This is a genomic window from Nonomuraea turkmeniaca, assembly GCF_005889735.1.
Classification (GTDB): Bacteria; Actinomycetota; Actinomycetes; order Streptosporangiales; family Streptosporangiaceae; genus Nonomuraea; species Nonomuraea turkmeniaca.
On the sequence record NZ_VCKY01000084.1, the window covers coordinates 1 to 25,085 of the forward strand.

The 25,085-nt window shown below is 69.4% G+C and carries 24 protein-coding genes; 12 read left to right on the forward strand and 12 right to left on the reverse strand.

Features of this window, described 5'->3' with window-relative positions; translation table 11 throughout:
* Positions 1-1,209: SCO7613 C-terminal domain-containing membrane protein (locus tag ETD86_RS55360; RefSeq protein WP_425465652.1), on the forward strand; the 1,209-nt coding region annotated here is incomplete at its 5' end.
* Positions 1,210-1,290: 81 nt separating this feature from the next.
* Here the strand turns inward: ETD86_RS55360 and ETD86_RS24115 are convergent.
* Entirely contained in the window at positions 1,291-2,028 is a 738-nt protein-coding gene (locus ETD86_RS24115) for a hypothetical protein (RefSeq protein WP_138668437.1), read from the reverse strand.
* A 398-nt stretch (positions 2,029-2,426) separates the two neighbouring features.
* Between ETD86_RS24115 and ETD86_RS24120 the strand changes: the two genes are divergently transcribed.
* The 4 genes from ETD86_RS24120 (at position 2,427) to ETD86_RS24135 (ending at position 5,742) form a co-directional block, all read left to right on the forward strand.
* Entirely contained in the window at positions 2,427-2,744 is a 318-nt protein-coding gene (locus tag ETD86_RS24120) for a hypothetical protein (RefSeq protein WP_211370268.1), read from the forward strand.
* A 735-nt stretch (positions 2,745-3,479) separates the two neighbouring features.
* Positions 3,480-4,049 (forward strand): dihydrofolate reductase family protein, encoded by a 570-nt coding sequence (locus ETD86_RS24125; protein WP_030925166.1) that lies wholly within the window; start codon positions 3,480-3,482, stop codon positions 4,047-4,049.
* Positions 4,050-4,222: 173 nt separating this feature from the next.
* The gene (locus ETD86_RS24130) at positions 4,223-5,209 is read left to right on the forward strand and encodes an ATP-binding protein (RefSeq protein WP_211370269.1); all 987 of its coding nucleotides are present in this window, start codon (positions 4,223-4,225) and stop codon (positions 5,207-5,209) included.
* A 74-nt stretch (positions 5,210-5,283) separates the two neighbouring features.
* A complete protein-coding gene (locus tag ETD86_RS24135) occupies positions 5,284-5,742 on the forward strand; it encodes a bacteriocin immunity protein (RefSeq protein WP_138668438.1) in 459 nt (152 codons plus the stop codon).
* Between the two features lie 339 nt (positions 5,743-6,081).
* On the opposite strand, the gene ETD86_RS24140 is transcribed toward ETD86_RS24135, so the two are convergent.
* Complete coding sequence (locus ETD86_RS24140) at positions 6,082-6,657, reverse strand: YybH family protein (RefSeq protein WP_138668439.1); 576 nt, start codon at positions 6,655-6,657, stop codon at positions 6,082-6,084.
* Between the two features lie 178 nt (positions 6,658-6,835).
* Between ETD86_RS24140 and ETD86_RS55365 the strand changes: the two genes are divergently transcribed.
* The gene (locus tag ETD86_RS55365; protein WP_170223237.1) at positions 6,836-6,985 is read left to right on the forward strand and encodes a hypothetical protein; all 150 of its coding nucleotides are present in this window, start codon (positions 6,836-6,838) and stop codon (positions 6,983-6,985) included.
* Positions 6,986-7,048: 63 nt separating this feature from the next.
* On the opposite strand, the gene nirD is transcribed toward ETD86_RS55365, so the two are convergent.
* The 5 genes from nirD to ETD86_RS24165 are packed head-to-tail and all read right to left on the reverse strand — an operon-like array spanning position 7,049 to position 14,534.
* Positions 7,049-7,369 carry a nitrite reductase small subunit NirD gene (nirD, locus tag ETD86_RS24145; RefSeq protein ID WP_138668440.1) on the reverse strand — a complete coding sequence of 107 codons (321 nt, stop codon included), beginning with the start codon at positions 7,367-7,369 and terminating at the stop codon, positions 7,049-7,051.
* Positions 7,366-9,795 (reverse strand): nitrite reductase large subunit NirB, encoded by a 2,430-nt coding sequence (gene nirB / locus ETD86_RS24150; protein ID WP_138668441.1) that lies wholly within the window; start codon positions 9,793-9,795, stop codon positions 7,366-7,368. The genes nirD and nirB overlap by 4 nt, the downstream gene beginning before the upstream one ends.
* Positions 9,792-11,186, reverse strand: a complete 1,395-nt coding sequence (locus ETD86_RS24155; RefSeq protein ID WP_138668442.1) for an FAD-dependent oxidoreductase — start codon at positions 11,184-11,186, stop codon at positions 9,792-9,794. The genes nirB and ETD86_RS24155 overlap by 4 nt, the downstream gene beginning before the upstream one ends.
* The gene (locus tag ETD86_RS24160; protein ID WP_281286953.1) at positions 11,183-13,198 is read right to left on the reverse strand and encodes a molybdopterin oxidoreductase family protein; all 2,016 of its coding nucleotides are present in this window, start codon (positions 13,196-13,198) and stop codon (positions 11,183-11,185) included. Before ETD86_RS24160 ends, ETD86_RS24155 begins: the two co-directional genes overlap by 4 nt.
* A 25-nt stretch (positions 13,199-13,223) precedes the next feature.
* The gene (locus tag ETD86_RS24165; protein WP_138668444.1) at positions 13,224-14,534 is read right to left on the reverse strand and encodes an MFS transporter; all 1,311 of its coding nucleotides are present in this window, start codon (positions 14,532-14,534) and stop codon (positions 13,224-13,226) included.
* Positions 14,535-14,737: 203 nt separating this feature from the next.
* Between ETD86_RS24165 and ETD86_RS24170 the strand changes: the two genes are divergently transcribed.
* Positions 14,738-15,028, forward strand: coding sequence for a hypothetical protein (locus ETD86_RS24170; protein WP_138668445.1), 291 nt, complete (start codon positions 14,738-14,740; stop codon positions 15,026-15,028).
* Positions 15,029-15,080: 52 nt separating this feature from the next.
* Here ETD86_RS24170 and ETD86_RS24175 read toward each other — a convergent pair whose 3' ends face one another.
* From ETD86_RS24175 to ETD86_RS24185, 3 genes are all read right to left on the reverse strand, one after another.
* Positions 15,081-15,557: a GNAT family N-acetyltransferase gene (locus ETD86_RS24175; protein ID WP_138668446.1), complete on the reverse strand. Its 477-nt coding sequence runs from the start codon at positions 15,555-15,557 to the stop codon at positions 15,081-15,083.
* 74 nt (positions 15,558-15,631) lie between these two features.
* Positions 15,632-16,609, reverse strand: coding sequence for an aldo/keto reductase (locus ETD86_RS24180; protein ID WP_138668447.1), 978 nt, complete (start codon positions 16,607-16,609; stop codon positions 15,632-15,634).
* A gap of 192 nt (positions 16,610-16,801) precedes the next feature.
* Positions 16,802-18,718: a hypothetical protein gene (locus tag ETD86_RS24185; RefSeq protein ID WP_246148106.1), complete on the reverse strand. Its 1,917-nt coding sequence runs from the start codon at positions 18,716-18,718 to the stop codon at positions 16,802-16,804.
* Positions 18,719-18,856: 138 nt separating this feature from the next.
* Between ETD86_RS24185 and ETD86_RS55370 the strand changes: the two genes are divergently transcribed.
* The 3 genes from ETD86_RS55370 (at position 18,857) to ETD86_RS24195 (ending at position 21,139) form a co-directional block, all read left to right on the forward strand.
* The gene (locus ETD86_RS55370) at positions 18,857-19,003 is read left to right on the forward strand and encodes a hypothetical protein (RefSeq protein ID WP_170223238.1); all 147 of its coding nucleotides are present in this window, start codon (positions 18,857-18,859) and stop codon (positions 19,001-19,003) included.
* A 299-nt stretch (positions 19,004-19,302) separates the two neighbouring features.
* A complete protein-coding gene (locus tag ETD86_RS24190) occupies positions 19,303-19,599 on the forward strand; it encodes a hypothetical protein (RefSeq protein ID WP_138668448.1) in 297 nt (98 codons plus the stop codon).
* Position 19,600: 1 nt separating this feature from the next.
* Entirely contained in the window at positions 19,601-21,139 is a 1,539-nt protein-coding gene (locus ETD86_RS24195; protein ID WP_138668449.1) for a hypothetical protein, read from the forward strand.
* Positions 21,140-21,435: 296 nt separating this feature from the next.
* Here ETD86_RS24195 and ETD86_RS24200 read toward each other — a convergent pair whose 3' ends face one another.
* Entirely contained in the window at positions 21,436-22,017 is a 582-nt protein-coding gene (locus tag ETD86_RS24200; RefSeq protein ID WP_246148107.1) for a TetR/AcrR family transcriptional regulator, read from the reverse strand.
* Positions 22,018-22,164: 147 nt separating this feature from the next.
* Here ETD86_RS24200 and ETD86_RS24205 point away from each other — a divergent pair, with 147 nt between their 5' ends.
* Both ETD86_RS24205 and ETD86_RS24210 read left to right on the forward strand, forming a co-directional pair.
* On the forward strand, positions 22,165-22,920 hold the full coding sequence (locus tag ETD86_RS24205; protein WP_138668467.1) for an ABC transporter ATP-binding protein: 756 nt from the start codon (positions 22,165-22,167) through the stop codon (positions 22,918-22,920).
* The gene (locus ETD86_RS24210) at positions 22,917-24,527 is read left to right on the forward strand and encodes a hypothetical protein (RefSeq protein WP_138668450.1); all 1,611 of its coding nucleotides are present in this window, start codon (positions 22,917-22,919) and stop codon (positions 24,525-24,527) included. Before ETD86_RS24205 ends, ETD86_RS24210 begins: the two co-directional genes overlap by 4 nt.
* A 7-nt stretch (positions 24,528-24,534) precedes the next feature.
* On the opposite strand, the gene ETD86_RS24215 is transcribed toward ETD86_RS24210, so the two are convergent.
* Positions 24,535-24,936 (reverse strand): hypothetical protein, encoded by a 402-nt coding sequence (locus tag ETD86_RS24215; protein ID WP_138668451.1) that lies wholly within the window; start codon positions 24,934-24,936, stop codon positions 24,535-24,537.
* Positions 24,937-25,085: the final 149 nt, after the last annotated feature.

Below are 25,085 nucleotides of genomic sequence, written 5' to 3' on the forward strand. Positions count from 1 at the left end.
GCCTTGGGGGTGGGCGTGTTCGTGGCGGTCACCTGCGTGATGGTGGCTCGCGGACTGAGCGGGGCGCTCGCCGGGCGGACGGCGGCCACGGTGGGAGCATTCGGGTGCCTGGTGCTCCTGCCCGCGGTGGCGGACATGCCGCACCCGGGGCTGCTGGCGTTCTACGGGGTCATGCTGGTGGCGCTGGCCGCGCAGGCCGCGCTCGCGCCGCGTGCGGGGGCCGCGGGAGTGCTGGCGGTGGGTCTCGGCGGGCACCTGGTCATCTGGTCGCTGGACGCGGAGGCGTACACGCTGGTGGTGCTGGCCGGGGTCGCGGTGCTGGGAGTGATGACCGGGGTCCCCGCACGCAATGAGATCGCGCGGACGGGCGCCGCCGTCTCGGCCGCGGTCGCGACCGGCGCGCTGGCGATCGCCTCAGCGCTGTCTGCGGGGTTCCGGACGGAGGCGGCGGGCTTCGCGGCCCTCGCCGTCGCCGCGATGTCCGCCGCCGTGTCCGCCGCCCTGGCCCGCCACATGGGCCGGGACGACCAGGAGGCATCCCCGGAGATGTGGGGCCGGGCGGCTCTCGGGGTCGAGGTGACGGGGTGGTGGATCGCCGCATCCGGGCTGTTCATGACCATGCGGGACGCCGGACTGCTGAGCCTCGCGCTGGCCTGCACCGGCGTGCTCGGGCTCGCCGTCGCCCTGCGGCCGGATCGGCGGCCGGTCGCCTGGGGCGGGCTGGTCCTGCTGCAGTTCGCCCTCTGGATCCAGCTGGCGATCTCGGATGTCACGGCCCCCGAGGCCTACACCGCTCCCCTGTCCGCAGCCGGGCTGGTGGCGGCGTGGCTGGCCCGGCGGCGCGATCCCGGCACCTCCTCCTGGCTGGGCTACGGCACGGCGCTCGCGCTGACGTTCCTGCCCAGCGCCTACGCCGCCTGGAACGACGTGGGTCTGACGAGACCGCTCCTGCTCGGCGCGGCCGCGTTCGCCGCGACCATGGCCGGGGCATGGGCCCGGTTGCAGGCGCCGTTGATCCTCGGCGGGGCGGTGCTGGTGGTGACGGCGGCACACGAGTTCGCGCCGGCCCTCGCCGCGTTGATGGGCGAGGGCCCACGCTGGCTGCCGATCGCGCTGGCAGGCGCGTTCCTGCTGTTCACCGGCGCCACGTACGAACACAGGCTGCGCGACCTCCGCAAGATCCGCAGGTTCATCGTGAGGATGCGCTGACCGGCGGCCGGGGTGCGCCACGACGCGAGCCGCTCGGGAAAGGACGGCGTCGCGAGCACACCCCGGCCGAGCCACCACCGGCTATCCCGAGATGACGATCGTCTCCGACGACGAGTCCACGGGCGGATCCTGGTGATCCTTCCGGTCCTTCCGCCGGGGAAGGCGCAACGCCCCCACCGCGAGCAACGCGCCGCCGGCGGCCGCGAGCAGCAGCGTGTACGCGGGCACCCCACCGGAGCTCTGAGCCGGCTCCGCCGCGGCCACCTTCTGAGGCGCCGCCGTCGCCACCGGAGGCGCCGCCGCGGCCGGGGCGTCGCCGGTCCGGACGGTCACCTTGTCTCCCGGCAGGTCGGGGAACCCGGGCGGGCGCACGGCGTCCCAATAGTCCGTCCGTAGCGCCATGAAGCCCTCGATCAGCGCCTTGTTCACGGGCTTGACCTTCAGCCCGCCGGGCACGCTGAGCTGCCCGACCTCGTGCGGCATGAACATCCCCTGGATGCCCTCGACCTTCCACACGCCCTGCGGCACGACCACCGACGCGGCGTAGTGCCCGGCCTCGGGAAGTGCCGTGCCCTCGAACATCAGGCTCTTCCCGTCCTCCCCGGTGAGTCGCAGCCCGACGGTGCCGAGGTTCCCCTCGAACGGGTGGTTGCCGTGCTGCAACACCCAGAACCCCAGCGTGTACGGCTTGTCGCCGGCGAAGCCGCCCGGCAGCGGATCCATGTACGTCACCGCCCAATTCCCCGCCGCACCGGCCGGAACAGTCCCCGTGACCAGAGCCGCCACTATGGCGGCCAGCACGGCCAGCATCCTCTTCATGGGACCACCTCCGGTGGTGATACACCGCCGGCGCGGACGAGGTTCCAGGGAACGCGCCATTTCCCGATAGGGCGCGCACAATGGAGGCAAGGCGAGAATTCGGCGAGGAGCGAGGAGGCTTACGCCGTGTCCGCCGCCGGACGTCGATACCTGGGTGCGATGCTGGACGTGCTCGTCTACGAAAACGCCTTGGTTGCGTGGCGACGTGTCCGGTCCATGTGGGCCTGTCTGTGTCCGGATGAACCTGTCGGATGGGATGTCGGAGTTCTGGGGTAACTGTCGGGGCTGGTGGTGCAAAATCCAGTCTTGTGAGTGCTGATGGCCCGGCGGGCCGAGCATTGCCGAGGCTGGCTCGGCGTCGGGCGTACGTCTCGTCGGGCCGCTCGCACAGCTTGAAGGTGAAGTTCAGCGTCGAGGAGTTCCAGGAAGTAGCCGCAGCCGCGGCGGCGGCTGAGTTGGCTGTCGCCGCGTACGTGGGGGAGACGGTGCTGCGCGATGCCCGGGCGGTCACAGACGGCGGTACCGAGGGTGAGGCGGGCAGGGTGGGGCTGGCCCGGATACAGCGGGAATTGTTCGCGGCGCGGACGGCGCTGGTTGCGGCGGCTACGGCCTTGGAAGGTGCCGGCGGGAGCACTGCCGAGTGCGCCGCGGCGGTCGCGCGGTTGGACGAGCTCGCCGGTGAGATCCATGGACGGCTGCGGAGGTGGCGTTCGTGAGGCCTCGGGCGAAGGCGCGCAGCAGGAACCCTGGGGAGGTCCTGCGGTATCTGTTCGGGCCTGGCGATGATGGCGAGCACCATGGGCACCGGTTGGTAGCGGCCTGGGCCGGGTCGGCGGTTGGGGGACTTGCCAGCCTGCAACCGGCTCGGCAGCCCGGCGGCGTGGCTGTGTTGGGTTCTTCGGGAGGCGTTTGTCGCTGACTTCGGGAGGCGGTTGGGGGCAGATTCCTTGATCAATGTCGGTGAGTTTTGACGTCACTCCGGGCTGTCTGGGTGGCCGGGCGGTGGCTGTTTGGCGAGGATGTCGTGGAGGGGCAGTAGGTCTCGCAGGGCGCTTCGAGACAGTGCGAGTTCGACGGGTGGACTGGGATTGGCCAGGATGAGGCTGCCGCCGGCGTGGTGGATGGCCTCGCGGATGCCGAGAAGTGTGGAGAAGCTGGCGTTATCGCAGCTAGTGCCGCGTCAGGCAACGTTTGCGACGTTCGTCGTTGGCCCTGAGCCGACGGTAGGTGACGTGGCACCGTGCATCGAAGTCGAGCGTTATGAGCGCCGTCCCGTTGCGAACCTGAACGCCCCGAGCGCCCGAATCGGTCGCGCGCTCAGTCTGCGGTCTGGTTCGCATCACGACGGTGTTGAGTAGGTGGGATCGGGCGCCGATGAGAAATGGCGCCGACAGTCGTCTAAGTAGACGTCCGGTGAAAACGCGCTGCGCGCATCAAGGGAGAGCAACGAGATGAGACCACTTCGATACTCGATCAACGTCACGCTCGACGGCTGCTGCCATCACGAGGCAGGGCTCCCCCCGGACGAGGAGTCGATGCGTTACTGGACCGCTGAGATGGAGCGAGCCGATGCCCTGCTATTCGGCCGGGTGACCTACGAGATGATGGAGTCGGCGTGGCGGAAGCCGGCCACGGACACGTGGCCTGACTGGATGGATGAGTGGCAGATCCCGTTCGCCGAGACCATCGACCGGGCGAAGAAGTACGTTGTGTCGAGCACGCTGAGCGCGGTCGATTGGAATGCCGAGCTGGTGCGAGGCGACTTCGGGCAAGCGGTTCAGCGGCTCAAGCAGGAGTCAGGCGAGGGCCTGTGGGTGGGTGGCGTGACGCTTCCCCTGGCGTTGGCAGATCTGGGACTGATCGACGAGTACGAGTTCCTTGTGCAGCCGGTCCTTGCCGGACACGGGCCGACGTTGCTCGCCGGTCTGCGCGAGCGCATCCAGCTCGAGCCCGTGGACCGCCGTGAGTTCCGGTCGGGGGCGGTCGCCCTGCGATACCGGCCCACGCGAGTTACGGCTTGACGTGATTTATCCTGGCACGTTAGCCGCTCCCTCGCGACGGAACGACGGCTCGGAGTCGCGTTGGCCGAGCTGGCCGTGCCCCCGAACGCGCGGACATATCGACGGGGGACATCGCCCCGAGGTGCCGGTAGCGGACAGGGCAAACGTTGCGAATCGCCGTATACAGCTCGACCTTGGTCGCCGATATGCGCATGGGGCCCGAGCTGCTCGCCCTGACACCGCGGCAGCGATCTGCCCACGAGGAGGCACGCCGCGACTACCACGCCGAACTTCCACTGGTGAACACCCCGACGATCCGGCAGGTCCTGACCACCGGCCGATTACTGATCCAGCTCAACCGCAGGCAGATCTCCGCCCGCCGGGGCATGATCTTGTCTGGCGCGGCAGGCACCGGCAAGACCACCGCACTCACCCAGCTCGGCCGCACCCACGAACGCGCGGTCCGCAAGCGCCACCCGGGCCAACGCCACCGACTGCCGGTCGTCTATGTCACCGTCCCACCGGCCGCGACCGCCCGGATGCTGGCGGTTGAGTTCGCCCGCTTCTTCGGCCTGGAGTTGTCGAGCCGCGCCAACATCACCGACGTTGTCAACGCCGTCTGCGCCACCGCCGCCCACGCTGGCGTCGAGCTGGTCCTGGTCGATGAAATCCACAACCTCAACCTGGCCACCCGCACTGGAGCGGAAGTCTCCGACCAGCTCAAGTACTTCGCCGAGCGCCTGCCGGCGACGTTCGTCTACGCCGGCATCGAGGTGGAAGCCCGGGGCCTGTTCGCCGGCGTTCGCGGCCGGCAGATCGCTGGCCGGTTCACGTTGATCGGCTCCACTCCGTTCGCCTACGGCACCGCCGAGCAGCGCGCCGCCTGGAAGTCGCTGGTCTCCACCCTGGAGGCCATGCTGCGTCTGCAGCAGCACGAACCGGGCACCCTGGTCGCCCTGGACGAATACCTCTACCGCCGACACCTGGAACTACCGCCCCAGGAACGCTCGCGGCCTCAGCGAATACCTCCGTCCGTCTCCGGCCGACTCCGACTACCTCGCCACCGCCACCAGCCCTGCTCCCTGGCCAGTCCGGACCACTCCCGGCCAGGCACACCGTCCCCGCCCGAGCTTTGGCCGCGAATGCAAGACTGGCTGATACAGGTGACGCTTCCGGTTTGACCTGAGGCGGTCCCGGCTGAGGTGAGGCATCCGGGTGGTAGTCCCGCGTACATGAGGCATGCAGAATGCCTGGCATGGATCTACGACCGGAGCTGCTTCCCCCGTCTGTCTCCCAGGAGCGCCAGGAGCAGTTGGGGAGGGAGATCGACCGGATCGCGGAACTTATAGAAACCGGCAGGCTGATGGAGGCACGCGAGGCCGTCGCCGCGTTCAACATGCAGACTGGACACACCTACGAGCCGTCGGATTTCGCCGCGTACTGGGAATCGCAGAGACTGGAGGACCTCGCCCGGGATGCCGCCCGCCCGGAGCGGCTCAAGGTATCGGACATCACCCAGGAAGAACTCGCCGAAATTGTCCGCAGGATCATGGAGGCAGACCCGGACTCCGACTTCTACCTACGCCTGCTAGAGGCCAATGTGCTCCATCCACGCGTCAGTGATCTGATCTTCTGGCCGCCGGAAGAATTACAGGACGCCACAGCCGAGGAGATTGTTGAAGCCGCTCTCAAGTATCGCCCCATCGCGTTGTGAGCGCGGGCCAGGAGTCTGGAACAGATCATCTGGAAACGCACAGCAGAAACCGACAAGTTAGTCCGGACGACCATGAGCCCCCGTCCGGACCAACTTGTCGAGCCGCAGGTCACGCCGGATTCCCCCGAAACCATGCAGCGGACCTGACACGACGGATGCCCCTGGGCGGATATGTGATCGTCTCGCATAAGGGCGAGGAGATCCGGTTGACCACCCGGCAAGCCGACATGTGGACGCGGGGCGCCTTCGCCGTCTACCTTGCGCTGGTCGATCAGCAGCGAATCACGCCCCGCATCCCCGGCGACCCGGCACAGCACTAGCGCGTGTGCCGCGCCGCGGTCAGCCCGCCTGGTTGTTCATGAACTGCGAGATCTTCCACTCCCCGCCGTCCTGCGAGAGCAGGAACAGCTCGCGGAGGTTGTCGCCCCCCTGCTTGCTCGTCGCGCGGACGACGGCGTCCTCGCTGCCGAGGGTGCGATCCTCCTCGATGGTGTGGGTGGCCTGCTTCATCTCATCGAGCTGGCCCTGGAACAGCGTGCGGATCGCCTGGGTGCCCTTCGCCGTGGCCTCCCCGTCCACGGCGACCACGGCGTCGTCGGCGAACGCGCCCACGACCTGGTCCACGTTGCCCGACTTGAGCGCGTCGAAGAACCCCTGGACGGCCGACCGCGGCTGGTCGGCCCCGCCGGCCGTGTCGGTCGGGGAGGCGGTGTCCGTCCCGGTGGGCGAGGCGGTGTCGGTCTCCTCGGGCGACATCATGTCGTCCGTCGGCATGTCCGTCGGCATGTCCGTCGGACTCGCCGCCGCTCCCTTCATGGCTTGCGTGCCGCTGCCCCCCGCGGCGCAGCCCGCCACAAGCATGGCGGGAATGATCGCGGCCATCAGGAGCGCTCTGCGCTGAGAAATCTTGCTCATGGCCGCTTTGATGCCCGCGCAACTCGTCGCCGAATGCGCGGTTTAGGCACTTTGCACGCCTCCTTTACCTCGACCGGTATTACTAGACGAAATGACCGGTTTTAGAGAGACCGTTCAGAGCTTCGATCGTTGCCGCCACGAGACCAGCGCATCGGGTGCCGCGGATAGCGTCCGTCCAGTGCCGCGTACCCAGGCGAACCCCGAACCCCTCCCCCAGCGCGAAGACGCCGAACGCTGTGACGACGTCGAGGCGGGACGGCGCTGCGTGCTCCCCGTCGCGCATCGCAGCTCGCACGTCTACCCACCGGTGGAGCACGGCCGGGACTGACGGCGCACGAAAGGCCCAAGCCGTCGTGCGAGCGGACGACTTGGGCCTGATCCTCGCGTACCCCTAGACGCTCACCTCCACGTAGCCGTCGGCCACGCGTACCGGGTAGACCGGCACCGACACGTCCTTCTCGTCCAGACACACCCCGGACACCAGCGAGAACACCTGCTTGTGCAGCGGCGAGGCCACCGTCGGCTCACCCTTCCTGGTGCCGACGATGCCACGCGAGAGCACGTACGCCCCGCTGAACGGGTCGAGGTTGTCCAGCGCGTGCAGCGTGCCGTCGAAGGTGCGGAAGACCGCCACCTGCCTGCCGTCCACCAGCGCGCAGACGCCGCGCTCCGGCAGCAGCTTGTCGAAGTCGCAGATCGGCGTCCAGCTCATCGGACCATCACCGGCTTGATCTGGCCGCGCTCCTGCTCGAAGACGATCGACGGGTCAGGGAGACCGGGCGCGTTGACGAAGCTGACGAACCTGCTCAGCTTCTCCGGGTCGTCGAGAGTCGCGGCCCACTCGTCGGCGTAGGTCGCGGTGTGGTACTCCATCTGCGCGTCGAGGTCGGCGCAGATACCGAGCGAGTCCTCCATGATCACCTCCCGTAGGTAGTCGAGGCCGCCGTCCAGTGCTTCGAGCCAGGTCGCCGTGCGCTGGAGCCGGTCGGCCGTGCGGATGTAGAACATCAGGAACCGGTCGATGGTCCTGATCAGCTCTTCGGTGGACAGGTCGCCGGCCAGCAGGTCGGCGTGGCGGGGCTTGAAGCCGCCGTTGCCGGCGACGTACAGGTTCCAGCCCTTCTCCGTGGCGATGATGCCGAAGTCCTTCGACCTGGCCTCGGCGCACTCGCGGGCGCAGCCGGAGACGGCGGACTTGAGCTTGTGCGGCGAGCGCAGGCCGCGGTACCGCAGCTCCAGCGCGATGGCCAGGCCCACGGAGTCCTGGACGCCGTAGCGGCACCAGGTCGAGCCCACGCAGGACTTCACCGTGCGCAGGGCCTTGCCGTAGGCGTGCCCGGACTCGAAGCCGGCCTCCACCAGCCGCCGCCAGATCTCGGGCAGCTGGTCGACGCGGGCCCCGAACAGGTCGATCCGCTGCCCACCGGTGATCTTCGTGTAGAGGCCGAAGTCGCGGGCGACCTCGCCGATCACGATGAGCTTCTCCGGGGTGATCTCGCCGCCGGGGATGCGCGGCACGACCGAGTACGTGCCGTTCTTCTGCATGTTGGCCAGGAAATGGTCGTTGGTGTCCTGCAGCGTGACCCGCTCGCCCTCCAGCACGTGCCCGTTGTGCAGCGAGGCCAGGATCGAGGCCACGACCGGCTTGCAGATGTCGCAGCCCCTGCCCTGCCCGTGCTCGGAGATGAGCTGGGAGAACGTCGTGATGTTGCGGACCCGGACGATGTCGAACAACTCGGCCCGCGAGTACGTGAAGTGCTCGCACAGCGCCTTGCTGACCTCGACACCCGACTTCTCCAGCAGCTGCTTGAGCATCGGCACGCAGCTGCCGCAGGTGGTGCCGGCGCGGGTGCACGCCTTGAGCCCGGGGACGTCGGTGCAGCCCTTGTCGGCGATGGCGGTGCGGATGTCGCCCGCGCAGACGTTGTTGCAGGAGCAGACCTGCGCCTCGTCCGGCAGGTCCAGGTTGGCCCCGGCCCCGCTGAACAGCAGGTCCGACGGCGAGGCCGGCAGCGCCTTCCCCACGAAGGGCCGCAGCTGCGTGTACGGCGAGGCGTCGCCCACGCAGATGCCGCCGAGCAGCGTCTGCGCGTCGTCGCTGATGAACAGCTTCTTGTAGACGCCGCTCACCGGGTCCATGTAGGTGACGTCCAGCGCCCCCGTCATGGACCCGAACTGCGCGACCTCGACGCCGAGCAGCTTGAGCTTCGTGGACATGTCCGCGCCGTCGAACGTCGCCGATCCGCCCATGATCCGGTCGGCGGCCACTTCGGCCATCGTGTTGCACGGCCCGACCAGCCCGTAGATCATGCCACCGGCCAGCGCGCACTCGCCCACGGCGTAGATGGCGGGGTCGGACGTGAGCATCGCGGAGTCGACCACGATGCCGCCCCGCTCGCCCACCTCCAGCCCGGACGACCGGGCGAGCTCGTCCCGCGGCCTGATGCCCGCGGAGAACACCACGACCTGGGCGTCCAACAGCGTCTCGTCCGGCTTGCGCAGCCCGATGACCTGGCCGTTCTCGTCGGCGACGATCTCCTTGACCCCGGCGCCGGCGTGCACGCCCAGGCCGAGACCCTCGATGTGCTGCTTGAGCACCGCGCCGCCGCCCTCGTCGACCTGCCGCGGCATCAGCCAGGGGCTCATCTCGACGATGTGCGCCTTCAGCCCGAGTGCCCGCAGCGCGTCGGCGGCCTCCAGGCCGAGCAGCCCGCCGCCGACCACCACGCCTTCGACCGCGTCCTTGGCGGCCACCCTGATCGCGTCCAGGTCCTCGAGCGTCCGGTAGACGAAGGCGTGCTCGGCCCCGGGCACCGGCGGCACGAACGGCGCGGACCCGGTGGCCAGCACCAGCACGTCATAGGCCTCCGTGCCGCCGTCCGACAGGGTGACGAGACGGGCCTCCCTGTCGATGCCGGTGACCCGGGTGCTCAGCCTGGTGACGGTGCCGGCCGGCACGTCGTAGGTGAGATCCTCCGCGGTGGTGCCCGACAGGTAGGAGGTCAGGGCCACCCGGTCGTACGCGGGCCGGGGCTCCTCCCCGATCACGGTGATCCGCCCGTCGAAGCCCTTGCTCGTGAGGGTTTCGACGAGCCGGTGGGCCGTCGGCCCGTACCCCACGACGACGATCCTGCTCATACGGAAATCCCTTCCTGCTCGCACAGCCAGCTCACGATGCCTTCCACGGCGTCGCGGCAGGTACCGCATCCGGTCGTGGCCCTGGTGGCGGCCGCCACCCCTGCCACGTCCCGAGCCCCTGCCTCCCAGCACGCCCTGATCTGACCCTTGGTCACGTTGTTGCACTGGCAGACCTTGGCCGCGTCGGGCATCAGCGTGGGGCTGTCGGCCACGGGCGTCGACGACAGCCCTGGGAACAGCAACCCCGCCCGGTCACCCGGCACCTGTCCGCCGCGGTCGAAGAGCTGGGTGAGCGTGCCGACGGCGTCGCTCTCGCCCAGCAGGATCGCGCCGACCAGGCGGCCGTCGCGGATGACGAGCTTGCGGTAGGTGCCGCGAGCCCGGTGGCTGAAGCGCACGACCTCGGCGTGCTCCTCGGTGAGGTGGGTCTCGCCCATGGCGGCCAGCTCGACGCTCCTGGCCTTGAGCCGGGTGACGAGCCTGGAGCCGTGGTAGAGGCTCTTGCCGCCGGTGATGACGTCGGCGGCCACCGAGGCCTGCTCCCAGGCGGGGGCGACCAGCCCGTAGACGGTGCCGTCGTGCTCGGCGCACTCCCCGATCGCGAAGATCGACGGGTCGTCGGTACGCAGCTCGTCGTCCACGACGACGCCGCGCCGCACCTCCAGCCCGGCCTCGGCGGCCAGGCCCGTGATGGGGCGGACGCCGCAGGCCAGCACGACCAGGTCGGCCTCGATCAGCTCGCCGTCGTCGAGCCGGACGCCGTCGTCGTCCACGGACGAGGTGGATACTCCGGTGCGGATCTCGACGCCGAGCCCGGCCAGCGTCTCACCGAGCACCTCGCCGGCCTCGACGTCCAGCTGGCGTTCCATGAGGTGTCCGGCCAGGTGCAGCAGCGTGACGGGCAGGCCACGCCCGGCCAGGCCGCGGGCGGCCTCGATGCCGAGCAGCCCGCCGCCGATGACGACCGCCCGGCGGGCCTGGTCGGCATCGCGCATGATTCGCTCGCAGTCGTCGAGCGTGCGGAACGGGATGGCCCGCTCCACGCCGGGGATCGGCGGCACGATGGCGTCGCTGCCGGTGGCCAGCACCAGCAGGTCGTACGGCTCGCGCCGCCCGTCATCGGTGACGACGTGCCTGGTCTCCCTGTCGATGTGGGCGACCGCGCTGCCGAAGGCGGCCTCGACGTTGTGGGCGGCGTACCAGGAGGAGTCGAGCAGCCGCACCTGGTCCGGGCGCGAGCTGCCGGCAAGCACGTTGGACAGCAGCACCCGGTTGTACGGCTGGCACGTCTCCGCGCCGAAAATGGTGATCTTCATGTGGGGGTCGCGGGTGCGCACCTCGCTGACCAGCCGCGATCCGGCCATCCCGTTCCCCACGACGACAAGCCTCATGAGTCCCTCTCCACCCTGACGGCGCAGACCTTGAACTCCGGCATCTTCGACGTCGGGTCGAGGGCCGGGTTGGTGAGCCGGTTGGCGCCCTCCCAGTGGAAGGGCATGAACACGGTGTCGCGCCTGATGGCGTCGCTGATCCGGGCGACGGCCTTGGCCTCGCCTCTCCTGCTGCTGACCCGCACCACATCGCCGGCCGCGATGTCGAGCTGCTCGGCGAGGTCCGGATGGATCTCGACGTACGGCTCGGGCGCGGCCTTGACGAGCGAGGCGATCCTGCGGGTCTGCGCGCCGCTCTGGTAGTGGGCCAGCACCCGTCCCGTGCTCAGATAGACGGGGTAGTCCGCGTCGGTCTCCTCGGCCGCCGGCCGGTGCTGGACGGGCACGAGCCTGGCGCGGCCGTCCGGCGTGGCGAAGGAGTCGAGGAACGGCCGGGGCGTGCCCGGGTGCTCGGTCGAGGGGCAGGGCCAGAACACGCCCTTCTCCTCGGTGATGCGCTCGTAGGTGATGCCGGAGTAGTCGGCGGGCCCTCCCTTGCTCGCGCGGCGCAGCTCGTCGAACACCGCGGCCGGTTCGGTCTCGAGGCGGTGCCCGAGCCGCTCGGCGAGGCCGGCGAGGACGTCCAGGTCGCTCCTGACGCCTTCGGGCGGTGCGGCGGCCCGGTTGCGCAGCAGGACGCGGCCTTCGAGGTTGGTCATGGTGCCGGTCTCCTCGGCCCACTGCGTGACCGGGAACACGACGTCGGCCATGGCGGCGGTCTCCGACATGACGAAGTCGCAGGTGACGAGCAGGTCCAGGGAGGCGATGCGCTCGGCGACGTGCTCGGCGGCCGGCGCGGAGATCACCGGGTTGGACCCGAACAGCAGCATCGCCCGCGGCCCTCCCGGGGTGCCGAGGGCGTCGAGCAGCTCGTACGCCGACCGCCCGGGCCCAGGCAGCGACTCGGCGGGCACGCCCCACACGCCGGCGACGTGCTCGCGTGCCGCAGGGTCGTCGATCTTGCGGTAGCCGGGCAGCTGGTCGGCCTTCTGGCCGTGCTCCCTGCCGCCCTGCCCGTTGCCCTGCCCGGTCACGCAGCCGTAGCCGGAGCCGTGCCGGCCCGGCAGGCCGAGCGCGAGGGCGAGGTTGATGAACGCGGTGACGGTGTCGGTGCCCTTGGCGTGCTGCTCGGCGCCGCGCCCGGTCAGGATGTACGCCTTGCGGGCCGCGGCCATGGCCCGCACGGCCTGCCGCATCCGGTAGACGGGCACCCCGGTGATCCGCTCGACCCGCTCGGGCCACCAGGCGGCGAGCGAGGTGCGTACCTCGTCGAACCCGGTGGTGCGGGCGGCGACGTACTCCTCGTCGACGAGCTCTTCGGCGATCACCATGTGGAGGAGCCCGAGCGCGAGCGCCAGGTCGGTGCCGGGCGTGGGCTGCAGGTGCAGCCAGGCCAGCTTGGCGGTCTGCGTCCGCCGCGGGTCGATGACGATCACGCGCGGGCCGGACAGGTGGCGGACGAACGGCGGCATGGTCTCGGCGACGTTCCCGCCGGCCAGCAGCACGATGTCGGCCTCGGCGAGGTCAGTGATCGGGAACGGCATCCCGCGGTCCATGCCGAACGCCTTGATCGACGCGGCGGCGGCCGACGACATGCAGAAGCGGCCGTTGTAGTCGATCTGGCTGGTGCCGAGCGCGACCCTGGCGAACTTGCCGAGCGTGTACGCCTTCTCATTGGTGAGGCCGCCCCCGCCGAACACGGCCACAGCGTCGGGGCCGTGCTCGGCGCGGATGGCGGACAACCGGGACGCGACGTAGTCGAGGGCGACGTCCCACTCCGCGGGCTCGCCGTGCAGGAGGGGGGTGGTCAGGCGCTCGCCGTTGGTGAGCAGCTCGCCTGCCGTCCAGCCCTTCTGGCACAGCGCGCCCGAGGCGTTGGCCGGGATGTCGGTCCTGGGCTGGATGGCCAGCTCAGGACCGATCTCCATACCGCACTGCAGGGCGCAGTACGGGCAGTGCGTCTTCGTCTTCACGCCGTCATCCACTGAGTTCCTCCCCTTAGACCCTGGCGTAGGCGAGGCTGGCCACGACCTTGACGCCGACCGTGCGCGTGTAGCACCACCAGGTGAGCGCGAAGCAGGAGGCGTAGAAGAGGCCGAAGGCGAGGAAGGCGGGAGCGGGGGTGCCGGCCGCCGCGAACGCCATTCCGAACGCCCGGTTGATGAGGAACCCGCCGAACGCTCCGACCGCCGAGATGATGCCGACGGCGGCCGAGGCCTGCCGCTTGCCGTGCAGCAGCGCCTCCTCGCTTTCACCACGCTCGGCCACTGCCTTGGCCTGGAAGATCGCCGGGATCATGCGGTACGTGGAGCCGTTGCCGATGCCGGAGGTGAGGAACAGCAGCTGGAAGGAGAGGAAGAACATCCAGAAGTTGCCGGAGGTGCTGGCCATCCAGACCAGCAGCACGCCGCCGCCCATCGCGGCGAAGTTCCACAGGGTGACGGGGGCGCCGCCGAGCTTGTCGGCCAGCCAGCCGCCGACCGGCCGGATCAGCGAGCCGACCAGCGGCCCGACGAACGCCACGACGGCGAACGGGGCCTCGGGGAACAGGCTCTTGCTCAGCAGCGGGAACGCGGTGGAGTAGCCGATGAACGAGCCGAACGTGCCGATGTAGAGGAACGACATGATCCACGTCTGGGCCTTGCCGGCCACCGCGAGCTGCTGGCGCGGGCTTGCCTTGGCACTGGTCAGGTTGTCCATGAAGAACCAGGCGCAGACGGCGGCCGCGACGATGAGCGGGAGCCAGAACCACCCGGCCGCGGCCAGCCCGAGCGAGCCGATGACCAGCGGCATGACGAGCTGTACGGAGCTGACGCCGATGTTGCCGCCCGCGGCGTTCAGCCCGAGCGCGACCCCCTGCTTGCTGCGGGGGTAGAAGTAGGTGATGTTCGCCATGCTCGAGGCGAAGTTGCCACCGCCGAACCCGGCGAGGGCCGCGATCACGAGGAACAACCAGTACGGCGTGTTCGGGTTGCTGACCGCGATCCCGAGGGCGATGGCCGGAATGAGCAGCAGCAGCGCACTCACGATGGTGAAGTTGCGGCCGCCGAACCTGGCGGGGCCGAACGTGTACGGGATCCGCAGCGCGGACCCGATCAGGTTCGGCAGGGCGACCAGCCAGAACAGCTGATCCGTGGTGAACTCGTAGGCCCCCATCTTGGTGGCCACGATGCTCCAAAGGGTCCACACGGTGAAGCCAAGGTGCTCGGCAACGATCGAGAAGATCAGGTTGCGGCGCGCCACACGCTTGCCTGAACTCTCCCAGAATGCTGGGTCATCGGGGTGCCAGTCGGCGATCCAGCGCGCCATCGATCTCTCCTACGCTCGGCGTCCGGGGTTTCCCAAGGTAGGAAGGGCTCGTTACGCACTTTGACAGTCCGTGGCTGTGCGCTCGTTACATGTGATTCACCGCTGTAACATGCCGCGCACAACCGTCACAGCGGAAACGTGCTCGTAATGTTCGGTTACTGCCGCGTCCCCCGGGTACCAGCTCTCACAGCAAGGGGGGAACCATGATCAAAACACTGCACAAGATGGGCATCAAGTCCAACCACATGTATGTCGCCGGGCTGTGCTCGATAGGCCTGGCCTGCGCGTCCTGGATGGTTTCGCGGAACACCGAGTCCGCAGGCCTTGATCGCGCCGACCGGTGGGGGATCTTCGTCGGCGAATGGGCGCCCACGTTCTTCGCGATGGGGGTCGCGTTGCGCATGGAGGAGACGCACCGCGACTTCGAGGAGCCGGGCATGGAGACGTTCGAGGAGAGCCAGCACATCAGGCCCAGGTCACACGCCGGGGTTTAACGGACATGTCACGCAGGTCACGTCACCGTGCGTGACCTGTGCGACCTCGTCATCAGTCCCGCCGCTCGGCCAGACGCTGGAGCGGCTCGTCGGACAGCCGGTACTTCAGCCACTCGTCCTGCCTGAGCGCACCGAGCTTGTCGTAGAAGCCGATGCTCGGCTCGTTCCAGTCGAGCACCGACCATTCGAATCGCTGGTAGCCGCGCTCCGCGCAGATCCTGGCGAGTTCCCCCATCAGCGCCAGGCCGTGGCCGCCGCCGCGGTGCTGGGGGCGTACGTAGAGGTCCTCCATATAGATGCCGTGCACGCCCCGCCAGGTGGAGAAGGTGAGGAACCACAGGGTGAAGCCGACGGCCTCGCCGTCCTGCTCGGCGATGTGGACGAAGGTGGCGGGGCTGTCGCCGAAGAGCGCGGCGTGCAGGTCCTCCTCGGTGGCGCGTACCTCGTGGGCGGCCTTCTCGTACTCGGCGAGCTCGCGGATCATGTCGAGGATCGCGGGCACGTCAGCGGGCGTTGCGGGACGAATCATGCCCTTCAGCGTAGGGGGCTCGCGAACCGTACAGCGTCGCCCTGTCCAGCAGCTCACCCCCGATCGTCCTTGACCTACCAGCGGTCGTGGACCTGAGGGCGGATCAGCTCGTCGTAGACGGCCCGCACCGCGTCGAGCGTCTCGGCGGGGAGCGGCGCAAGGCCGGCCGCCGCCGCGTTCGCCGTCGCCTGGGCGGGGTTGCGGGCGCCCGGGATGACGACCGAGACGCCCTCCTGGTCCAGGATCCAGCGCAGCGCGAACTGGGCCATGGTCGCCCCTTCCGGCACCAGGGGCGCCAGGCGGCGGACCGCCTCCAGGCCGGTGGAGAAGTCCACGCCCGAGAAGGTCTCACCGACGTCGAAGGCCTCACCTTGCCGGTTGTAGGTCCTGTGGTCGTCGGGCGCGAACGTGGTGTGCTCGTCGTACCGGCCTGACAACAGGCCGCTGGCCAGCGGGACGCGGGCGATGATGCCCACCCCGGCGGCCCGCGCGGCCGGTAGCACCTGCTCCAGGGGCTTGAGGCGGAACGCGTTCAGGATGATCTGCACGCTCGCCACGCCCGGCCGGGCGATGGCGGTCAGCGCCTCCTCGCACGTCTCCACGCTGACCCCGTACGCGGCGATCTTCTCCTCGGCCACCAGCGTGTCCAGGGCGTCGAACACGGCGTCCGCCGAGTACACCGGGGTCGGCGGGCAGTGCAGCTGGACCAGGTCGATCGTGTCCACGCCGAGGTTCTGGCGGGAGCGCTCGTTCCAGGCGCGGAAGTTGGACATCACGTAGTTCGAGGGGATCTGCTCCAGCCGCCGGCCCATCTTGGTGGCCACGGTGAGCTCCGGGCGGCCCTTGGCGAAGCTGCCGACGATCTGCTCGCTGCGCCCGTCGCCGTACACGTCGGCGGTGTCGATGAAGGTGACGCCCGCGTCCACGGCGGCCCCCAGCGTGGCGAAGGCCTCGTCCTCGGAGACCTCACCCCAGTCGGCGCCGAGCTGCCAGGCCCCGAGGCCGACGACGCCGACCTGGCGTCCGGTACGTCCCAACGTGCGGTGTTCCATGGGTGGCTCACTTTCCTGTTCCGTCGCTCCCCGCCTTGTATTCCACCATGCGACCTGCCGCTTCCCTGAGGTGAGGAGGGGCTAGTCATGCCACAGGCGGCCCGGCGCATGATCGCGCGAGGTCGGCGCCGTGCCACCCTCCGGGAAGGGCAGGCAGCCGTGCGGATCAGGACCGCGGTGTGGGAGCCGCCTCTACCTGGGGCGATAGCAGCAGCGGAGCCCCGTCTGCACGGCGGCCCGCAGGTCCTCCCCCATCACCGGGTCCACGGCCGCGATGCGCGACAACGCCCGCCTGATGGCCTTGCCGACGGCGATCCTGGCGCGCTCCTCGCTCCCGGCGAACGGCCGCGGCCGCCCGCCGATGCCGGTCGCCGCGGACAGCTCGGCCACCAGCCACTCGCGTTCCAGCCGCAGCGCCGTCACCCGCTCCAGGTCGTTCATGGCCTCGAGCTCGTCGATCTCGGCCTGCAACTGCGCCAGCCGCTCCCGGTAGGCGCCCCTGGCCAGGTCGTCGAGCACCGGCTGCGCCGAGGAGCTCTCGACCCCGATGGTTCCCGCGGCGAGATCGGCGGCCAGGATCTCGCGCCCGGGATTGGCGACCAGCGTCGCCAGATGCGCCACGCCGACGCTGTGCTCCACCAGCGTGACCCGCCCGCCCAGCTCGACCTGCCAGTGCCGACCCTGCCGGCGGAACCGGCAGGTCCGCCACTCTCCGTCCGCCCGCCCCACCACGACGGGCAGCACCATGCCCAGCTCTTTCGCCTCCCGCGCGGCGGCGGCCTGCTCCGCGAGCGCCGCCTCGTCCTGCGGCCCGGCGCGCAGCGCCAGCGCCTGCCCGAGGCGGCACCTGGACAGCGCGGCCGCCGGCCAGTGCCCCAGCGCCAGGTTCGCCTGCACGGCGGCGCGCAGGTGCCCGGCCGCCCGGTCCAGGTCGCCGACGGTGAGGGCGGCCAGGCCCAGGGAGTGGTGCACCGATCCGAAGCAGACCACGCCGAGGCTGCCGATCACCGGCAGGTCCGCGAACGGGCTCAGCAACGCGTACGCCTGCGCCGCCGTGGCGGCGTCCTGGAGCAGGTGCGCGGTCTCCACGACGCAGTACATCGAGACCAGCCAGCTGCTCGACCTGGGCAGGTCCGCCAGGTCCCGGCCGGACAACCGCGCCAGGTGCCCGGCCGCCGACCGCCGATCCCCGGCCATGGCCGAGGCCAGCGCCAGGCCGGCCACGTACGAGTTGTCGATCGGGCTGAGCGTGGGCGAGCTGGCCAGGTCCTGGAGCGCGGGCAACGTCTCGGCGGCGCGGCCCTGGTACCAGCGGATGGCGCCGAGCTGGCCGCCGTACCAGCCGGTGGCGTCCATGTCGCCGGCCGCGACGCCGCGCTCGAAGCACTCCCCCGCCAGGTGCTCGGCCTCCACGAACCGCCCGGCCCGGATGGTCAGCATGACGTCGATGGCGTTGACGACGTACCCCGCCGCGAGATACGCGTCCTCCTCCAGCAGGCCGCGCAGCTCCTCCAGGCATCGCCCGGCATGCGGATCGGCGGCCAGATAGAGATCGACCGTCCGCCACAGCAACCCCATCATCAGGTCGCCCCTGCGCTCCGTGACCGCCGCCTGCCCGATCAGCTCCCTGGCCAGCTCCAGCCGGGTCACCCCGTGCTCGGGTCCCAGCAGGCAGTGGTGCGCCAGACTCAACGCCTCCACCAGCGCCACCGGGTCCCCAGAGTCCCTGGTCTGCCCCAGCAGCTCCATGATCGCCAGATGGTGGCCGGCGCGATAGTCCTCCTCGCCCCGCATCCGCACGCGTAACCGCAGGGCCAGTGGCGAAGCGGGATGGAGCAGTGATAGCGCGTGCCGCTGCCGGGCCCGCACCATCTCGGACTCGGCGCACGTACGGTGCTCGTGCACCCACACCCCGCCCAGCCCCAGCGCGGCGACCGCGAGCGCGATCGGATCCCCATACGACTCCGCCTGCCGGTAGGCGGCGTCGAACCAGCGCCGGGCGGTCTGCAGATCCCCGTTCACCTGCAGCGCACGCTCGCCCAGCACGAGCGCCAGTTTGGGATCTGAGCCTGTGGCCGGCAGCATCTCCGGCCGTTGTGCCACGCCCACGTTTCCGCTCCCCTGTCGGTCATCTGGGCAGAGAATGTCGACGGCCCCCCGAATACCGTTCCGAGATTAGACAGATGACCCTCTCGCCAGGTTCAACCCCGGAAACTGTCGGTATCACCGGGCAGAATCATCGGCATCATGATTCCTTTCAACGCCGTGCGATCGCCCGCGGGCGACATCGTGGTCTTCTACGTGGGCGCCGAGCCCCGCCTGACCTCCGAGCAGGCCCTCGCCTTCGCCGAGCAACTCCGCGTGCTCGCCACGGAGACGCACCCGGCCCGCTGAGGCCTTTCTTCACAGGCGGGCGACAGGCGCTCATGATCCTCTCCGCCCCCGGCCCTGACGGCCGTCCCGAGGCAGCGCGTCGGCTCACCTCCGCACCGGCACCAGCGTGCTCTGCCCGGCGCAGCGCCGCTCGACATTTCTACGGATCCCCATGGCCGTCTTGTATGTGAACGGCTCCTGCAACGCTCTGACTCTCCGGAACGATGCACAGTGCGAATGCGCTCGCGCTGATTCACTGGCACCAGAGATGTCACCGAGCCAGGTGGGGGGCAAACGTGCAGGTCAACAATTTCGGGTCCGTGACCAACCAGACCAACATCGACCGCAGCATCTCTTTTCCGCAGGCTGATGTTCAAGCCGGCATCGCACAACTCAGACACCTGATCGCAGCCGGATCCGTCCCGCCGGTCATAGGGGCGGAAGTCGTCGCCGAAGTGGAGGAGAGCCTGACCGAGGCGGACGGGCAGCCGACCGGCCGTCTCAAGGCTTCCCTGCAGAAGCTTCACGACCTGCTCACCACCGGTGGCGCGTCCGCCGACGCCGTCACGAAGGTCGCTGGAGCAATCACCGCGGTGTCGGCGATCATCGGCGGCTGAAATGACGGATCTCGCCAACGAGAAGGCCGACGCCGGCCCCGACCAGAGCGAGATGCACGTCAACAATCACGCCCCGGTCACCAATCAGCAGAACATCGAGAACTTCTACTCCGGAAACCGGTCCCCGAAGGAACACCTCCGGGCGGCCCGCCGGTCGCTGTCGGAACGACAGTGGTCGCAGGCCTGCCAGCACTATGCCGACTACCTGAAGCACGAACCAGCGTCCCCGAACAAGAAGAAGGCCGAAGTTCGCGCGGAATACGCCTTCGCCAAGCTCCAGGGAAGACGCCCACGCGCTCATCCGGATCGGGCGCAGAACGAGATCCACGCCCTGTTGGCGCGGGCTTGCGAGCTGGATCCGGAGTCGATGGCGGCCACCGCCCTCATGGCCATCTTCAACGAAGACCTCGACCACGCCTTCCTTCGTGACGGCGGATCTTCCGACGACGCCCAGAGAGCGGGCGCGGACCTGGATCTGAAGTGGGCACGACGAATCGTGACGGCGATCTCGGTCCGCGAATCACCGACATGGCAGGCCCTCGACGAACGCGTGACCCCCGGCGGCACGGTCCCCATTCGTGTCCCAGAACTGAGTGAGGAGGAGCAGACCGAGCGCGAGCACCGCATGCGCACCCTGTTCACGCCGGCGCCCGCGGCACCTGTCCGGGAACCAAGCCTCAACCCCGTTTACGGGCTGCTCCCCCTGGCGGGCGGCGGCGCCATCATCTATGTCGCCATAGCGCTTCTCGCCACGTACGAGGATTCTCTGCGATCAGCCTTTTCGCCTGCTCCGTATATCGGCGCCCTGGGCGTCGCCACGATTTCCCTCGGCGCCTTCCTGACCTTCAGGGCGCTGTTCGCCAACTGGCACCACCATCGTCTGTTCCGTCGAGCGATGGCTGACTATGCGGAGCGGCGACGCGACTACGAGGCGAGCCTTCCCACGGAACAGCAGATAACCCGGTGGCTCAAACACGATGTGGACGTCATCGTCCAGCGAGCACTCACCCGTCTGGGCATCGTGATGGAGGAGCTGCACAACACGGGGCGCATCACCGACCCGCTCGTCATCGTGGGCCCGGCCGATCCCCCGAAAACCAAGCTGGTGCGGCACTTCAAGGTGGGAGAGGGCTATATAGCCTCTCGTTACACCGTCTTCGTCGTGTGCATGGCAGACCAGAAACTCGGCGCGTACCGGACGACGCTGGATTCCATCACGGGCAAACGTGAGCCCGAAGAGCAGACGAGCGAATACCGCTACCGGGACATAGTCTCGGTCAATGTCAGGACCGTTCGGCTCGATCTGCCCTCGGACGCGCGGCGGACCGAGGACGCCGAGCCCACTTACGCCTTCGTGGATGCGCAGGAGAAGGATACGGTGGCCGAACGGTTCACTCTGATCGTGCCGGGAGACCGCTTCACCGTGACGACGAAGGTCAGCACGGACGATGAGAAGACCTCACGCATCGACTTCTCGAGGGCGGATCGTGCGCTGGCCGCCATTCGCCGGCGGATCGCGGCGAGCACCGGCCCCGTCTAGTCCTGTCCATGAGTCCCCTGCCGTCCGATGTGACGGCTTCGGCGGAGAGAGCCGCTGTCGGTTTCCGGAGCCGCCTGCACGAATGTTCGAAGTCCTGTGCACGGCCGTCCTCGTATCACGCCGGGACAACTCAGCCAATTACCGGCTATCGGCTTGCGGGACGTTTGCGGCCGCTCACGTTGGCTCGGGACTCCCCGGGCTACGGCGGGTTGCCACTCCGGGGTTCGGCGGCTTGCGATAAAAGGGCGGTTGCACAGCAGAAATTCGGCTACGCGCGGCAGGAGCGTCTTTCCAGTTCAATGCCTCGGGCTCATACCGGCGAAGAGGGCTTGGAGGACGCGATCGACGTAATCATGGGTCATGGGCTCCTGAGTGATCAGGAGCCGGAAGTACAGAGGTCCGGACAGGATCGCCATGGCCAGGTCGAGGTCGAAGTCGGGCGAAACCTGCCCCTGGTCTTGGGCCGTCTTGAGACGGGTGATGGTCTTGTCGGTCTGTGGGCGGATGAAGCGTTCGTTGAAGCCGGCGGCGACCGCGGGGTCGTGCTGAACCTCGGCCACCAGTGCCTGGTAGAGCGGGCCCCAGGGTGGATTGGCCAGCAGGTCCACCGCCGCGTAGATCTGCCGGCGCAGGTCGGCCAGGACGTCGCCGGTGTCGGGATAGTCGAGGACGGGCTCGTTCAGCGACAGCAGCGAGTCGAGAAACAGCAGACCCTTTGAGGGCCAGCGGCGGTAGATCGTGTGCTTGCCCGCGCCGGCGCGGGCAGCGACCGCCTCGATGCTGAGCTTGGCATAGCCGGTCTCCCGAGCCAGGGCAAGCGTGGCCTGCATGATCGCTTTGGTGCGCGTGGCGGCTCGATCGTGGTGGCTGGTGGTCACGACGCCATCTTATCGGCACGGCACGTGCCGTGTTGACAGGTTGACGGATGGCCGCCCAAAATGACCGCGTCCGCTCTCGGCACGGCGCGTGCCGTTCCCGTGCTTGCGACGAAGAACCCGCTCACCAAACGTTCAGGAAAGAAGGCCGTGCTCGATTTCTCCGTCCCCGCCATCGAGGTGGCGGACCTCACCCAGCGATTCGGATCCGTGCTTGCCGTCGATCGGCTCAGCCTGAGCGTTCCGCCGGGGATGTTCTATGGCATCGTCGGACCGAACGGGGCAGGCAAGACCACCACCTTGACGGCCGTGTGCGGGCTACGAGAGCCGACATCTGGGACGATCAAGGTCGCCGGCCATGATCTGCGAACCGATCGGGAGGCCGCGCTCGCCCAGCTGGGCGTCATGATGGACGGGTTGTCCCTGCCCGAGCGGCTGACCGCCACTGAGGTCTTGCGTTACAGCGCCGGGCTGCGCGGCCTGGACGACGGCTGGCAGGCACGCGCGGGTGACCTGCTGGAGATCCTCCGGTTGGACGCGGTCCCGCGCACGCTGATCGTGGAGTACTCCACCGGCATGCGCAAGAAGATCAATCTCGCGCTGGCGCTGCTGCACCGGCCCCGCGTCCTGGTGCTGGACGAACCGTTCGAAGCCATCGACCCGGTCTCGGCCCACTCCATCGAGCAGGTGCTCAAGCAGTACGTCGACGCCGGCGGCACCGTGGTCCTGTCGAGCCACATCATGGACTTCGTCGAACGCAACTGCCGCCGGGTGGCAGTGGTGGCCGGTGGACGGGTGCTGGTCGAAGGGCCGGTGGAGGAGGTGGCCGCGGGCTCAACGCTGAACGAGCGGTTCATCGAGCTGGTGGGCGCCGACCCGGTGCGTCCGCTGGAGTGGCTGCGATGACGGGCACCCTGGTCGCGCTCAAGCTGCGCCTGCTCCGTAACGGCCCGCATAACGAGCGTGCCTTCAGTCTGGTCACCGGCTTGGTCCTGGCCGCCCTGGTGATCGCGGGTTCGACGCTGGCTCCCCGCGTGATCCACGAGGGCTGGATCGCGGTGGCGCTCACTGTGTGGGGTGGCATGTGGGTGTTCGGACCTTTGGCCCAGCCTCGCCACGATCCATCGGTCATCTCACTCGAGTGGTTACGCGGCTATCCGCTGCGGTCATGGCGGCTGGCGCGGGCGCTGTCGTGGACCGAACTGCTGGGCGTCGGCCCGCTGATCACGCTGGTGAGCCTGTCGTCCCTGGTGGTACTGGCCGCACCGGGCGGCCCCGCGGCAATGGCGATCGCCGTCGGGGCGGTGGTGGCCCAGCTGTACCTGCTCATCTGGGCGGGCAAGACGGTGGCGGCACTGGCAGCCTGGCTGCTGCAGACCCGGGCCGGGGTGACCATGGCAGCCACACAAACCGCGGTCATGCTCGCGTTGTCGTTCGCCGGATGGGTTCCCATCGCCGCGTGGCTGCTGCCGCGTCTCGGCGAGGGGGACACCGCGCTCGTCACGCCCACCCTCGGACACCTGCCCGCGCCGGTGATCGACGTGCTCGCCGCCCTGCCCACCGGCTGGGGCTACGGCGCGGCACTCGCCGCCCGCGACGGCGCCGGTTTCGGCGCGGCCATGCTGCCATTGGCCGCCCTGCTGGCCGCGGGCGCCCTGCTGCAGCTGGGCTGGATCGCGCTGACGGCTCGCGCCCTGCGCCGGCCATCTCGCCGAGCGGCACCGCGACGGCCGGCCATACCAGAACGTGCACTGCCGTTGCCGTTCACGACCCCGCAGGTGTCGGCGGTCGTCTCGCGAGAGCTGGCCACCTGGCTGCGCGACCCGGCGCGCGGCGTGGAGCTGCGCAGCGCCTGGTTGACCCCGCTGCTGATGGCGCTCATCATCGCGCTCACCGGCTGGAGTTGGGCGTTGCCCTTGGCGGGTCCCGCGGCGGCGGTGTTCGGCGCGATGGTCGCCATCAACACCTACGCCCTGGACGGCACGGCCCTGTGGCAGCTTCTCACCACACCGGGCGCTCTCAGAGCTGACGTGCGCGGGCGGATGGCGGCCTGGGCGTTGCTGTTCGGCGTCCCGTCCATTCTGCTGGCGGCCGCGTTGTGGGCCGCGACCGGCTCACCCTTGGGAGCAGCCGCCGTTGGCGGCGCCATCGCCGCTGCCGCGACTGCCTGCGCGGTGGCACCACTGCTCGCGCTCCTGATGCCGGCCGTGGGCACCGACGCCCGCGATCGCATCTACCCGGGCCAGCAGGCGGGCGATCCGACCGGCGGACAGATGACGATCTTCCCTGTGGTCCTGCTGGCTGCCGTCCTGCCCGGTGTCATCGGCGCGGTCTCCGGCGGCTCGGGATGGGTGACCGCCCTGTCCGCCATCCTTTTGTCCGGCGCCGTCCTGTACGCCACCCCCGTGCTCACCGTGCGCCGGCTCCATCAGCATGGCGCTGGTCTCCTGGATGCGATGGCCTCCCGCGATGCCGCCGTCGTCCGCTCATCCGCCCACAAGACAGAGCGCTAGCGGTGTTTCACAGGCGAGGACCCGTGAAAGGCGATCTACGGTCGAGCTCGTCCTGGTCGAACGGCGTTTCATAGGTCGGTGCAAACAGGTGGACGGTTGAAACGCTCCGATGAAACGATCTGGCGGCCGCGGTGACATGCGGACGGCCGATCGGCAGCCGATGCCGCTCATCGACCACCTCCAGATCGACCGGCGTGTGGTCGATCTGGACCCGCCGCAGCAGACCCTCGGTCTTCGGCGGGTCACCGCCCGCCGACCGCAGGCGGCGCACCCCGTCGGCGCCTTCCCGCGCCGCAGCGGCCGCCGCCGGATCCAGCGCCTTGATCCGCTGCGCCAGCGTGTCGCGGACGGGTACCGGCAGCCCGCCGACACGGCACCGGCGTACGACCTCGGGGTAGACCGCCGCCACCGACCGCAGCTGCCGGTTCAGATACCGTGTGTATGCCGCCAGCGGTTAGAGGTCCGCGTCCCCACCAGCGGCCGACTCCGGGTGTCGAGTGCGTTGCGCCGCCCTAAAACGTTTCACCGCGCGCGCATTCAGGCGCCCGCGGTGCCACG

Bases quoted from the DNA above. Each gene is read 5' to 3' on its own strand.
- ETD86_RS24115 (WP_138668437.1), bottom strand. From the start codon at position 2,028: ATGAAGAGGATGCTGGCCGTGCTGGCCGCCATAGTGGCGGCTCTGGTC.
- ETD86_RS24125 (WP_030925166.1), top strand. From the start codon at position 3,480: ATGAGACCACTTCGATACTCGATCAACGTCACGCTCGACGGCTGCTGC.
- ETD86_RS24135 (WP_138668438.1), top strand. From the start codon at position 5,284: ATGGATCTACGACCGGAGCTGCTTCCCCCGTCTGTCTCCCAGGAGCGC.
- ETD86_RS24140 (WP_138668439.1), bottom strand. From the start codon at position 6,657: ATGAGCAAGATTTCTCAGCGCAGAGCGCTCCTGATGGCCGCGATCATT.
- nirD (WP_138668440.1), bottom strand. From the start codon at position 7,369: ATGAGCTGGACGCCGATCTGCGACTTCGACAAGCTGCTGCCGGAGCGC.
- nirB (WP_138668441.1), bottom strand. From the start codon at position 9,795: ATGAGCAGGATCGTCGTCGTGGGGTACGGGCCGACGGCCCACCGGCTC.
- ETD86_RS24155 (WP_138668442.1), bottom strand. From the start codon at position 11,186: ATGAGGCTTGTCGTCGTGGGGAACGGGATGGCCGGATCGCGGCTGGTC.
- ETD86_RS24165 (WP_138668444.1), bottom strand. From the start codon at position 14,534: ATGGCGCGCTGGATCGCCGACTGGCACCCCGATGACCCAGCATTCTGG.
- ETD86_RS24170 (WP_138668445.1), top strand. From the start codon at position 14,738: ATGATCAAAACACTGCACAAGATGGGCATCAAGTCCAACCACATGTAT.
- ETD86_RS24175 (WP_138668446.1), bottom strand. From the start codon at position 15,557: ATGATTCGTCCCGCAACGCCCGCTGACGTGCCCGCGATCCTCGACATG.
- ETD86_RS24180 (WP_138668447.1), bottom strand. From the start codon at position 16,609: ATGGAACACCGCACGTTGGGACGTACCGGACGCCAGGTCGGCGTCGTC.
- ETD86_RS55370 (WP_170223238.1), top strand. From the start codon at position 18,857: ATGATTCCTTTCAACGCCGTGCGATCGCCCGCGGGCGACATCGTGGTC.
- ETD86_RS24195 (WP_138668449.1), top strand. From the start codon at position 19,601: ATGACGGATCTCGCCAACGAGAAGGCCGACGCCGGCCCCGACCAGAGC.
- ETD86_RS24210 (WP_138668450.1), top strand. From the start codon at position 22,917: ATGACGGGCACCCTGGTCGCGCTCAAGCTGCGCCTGCTCCGTAACGGC.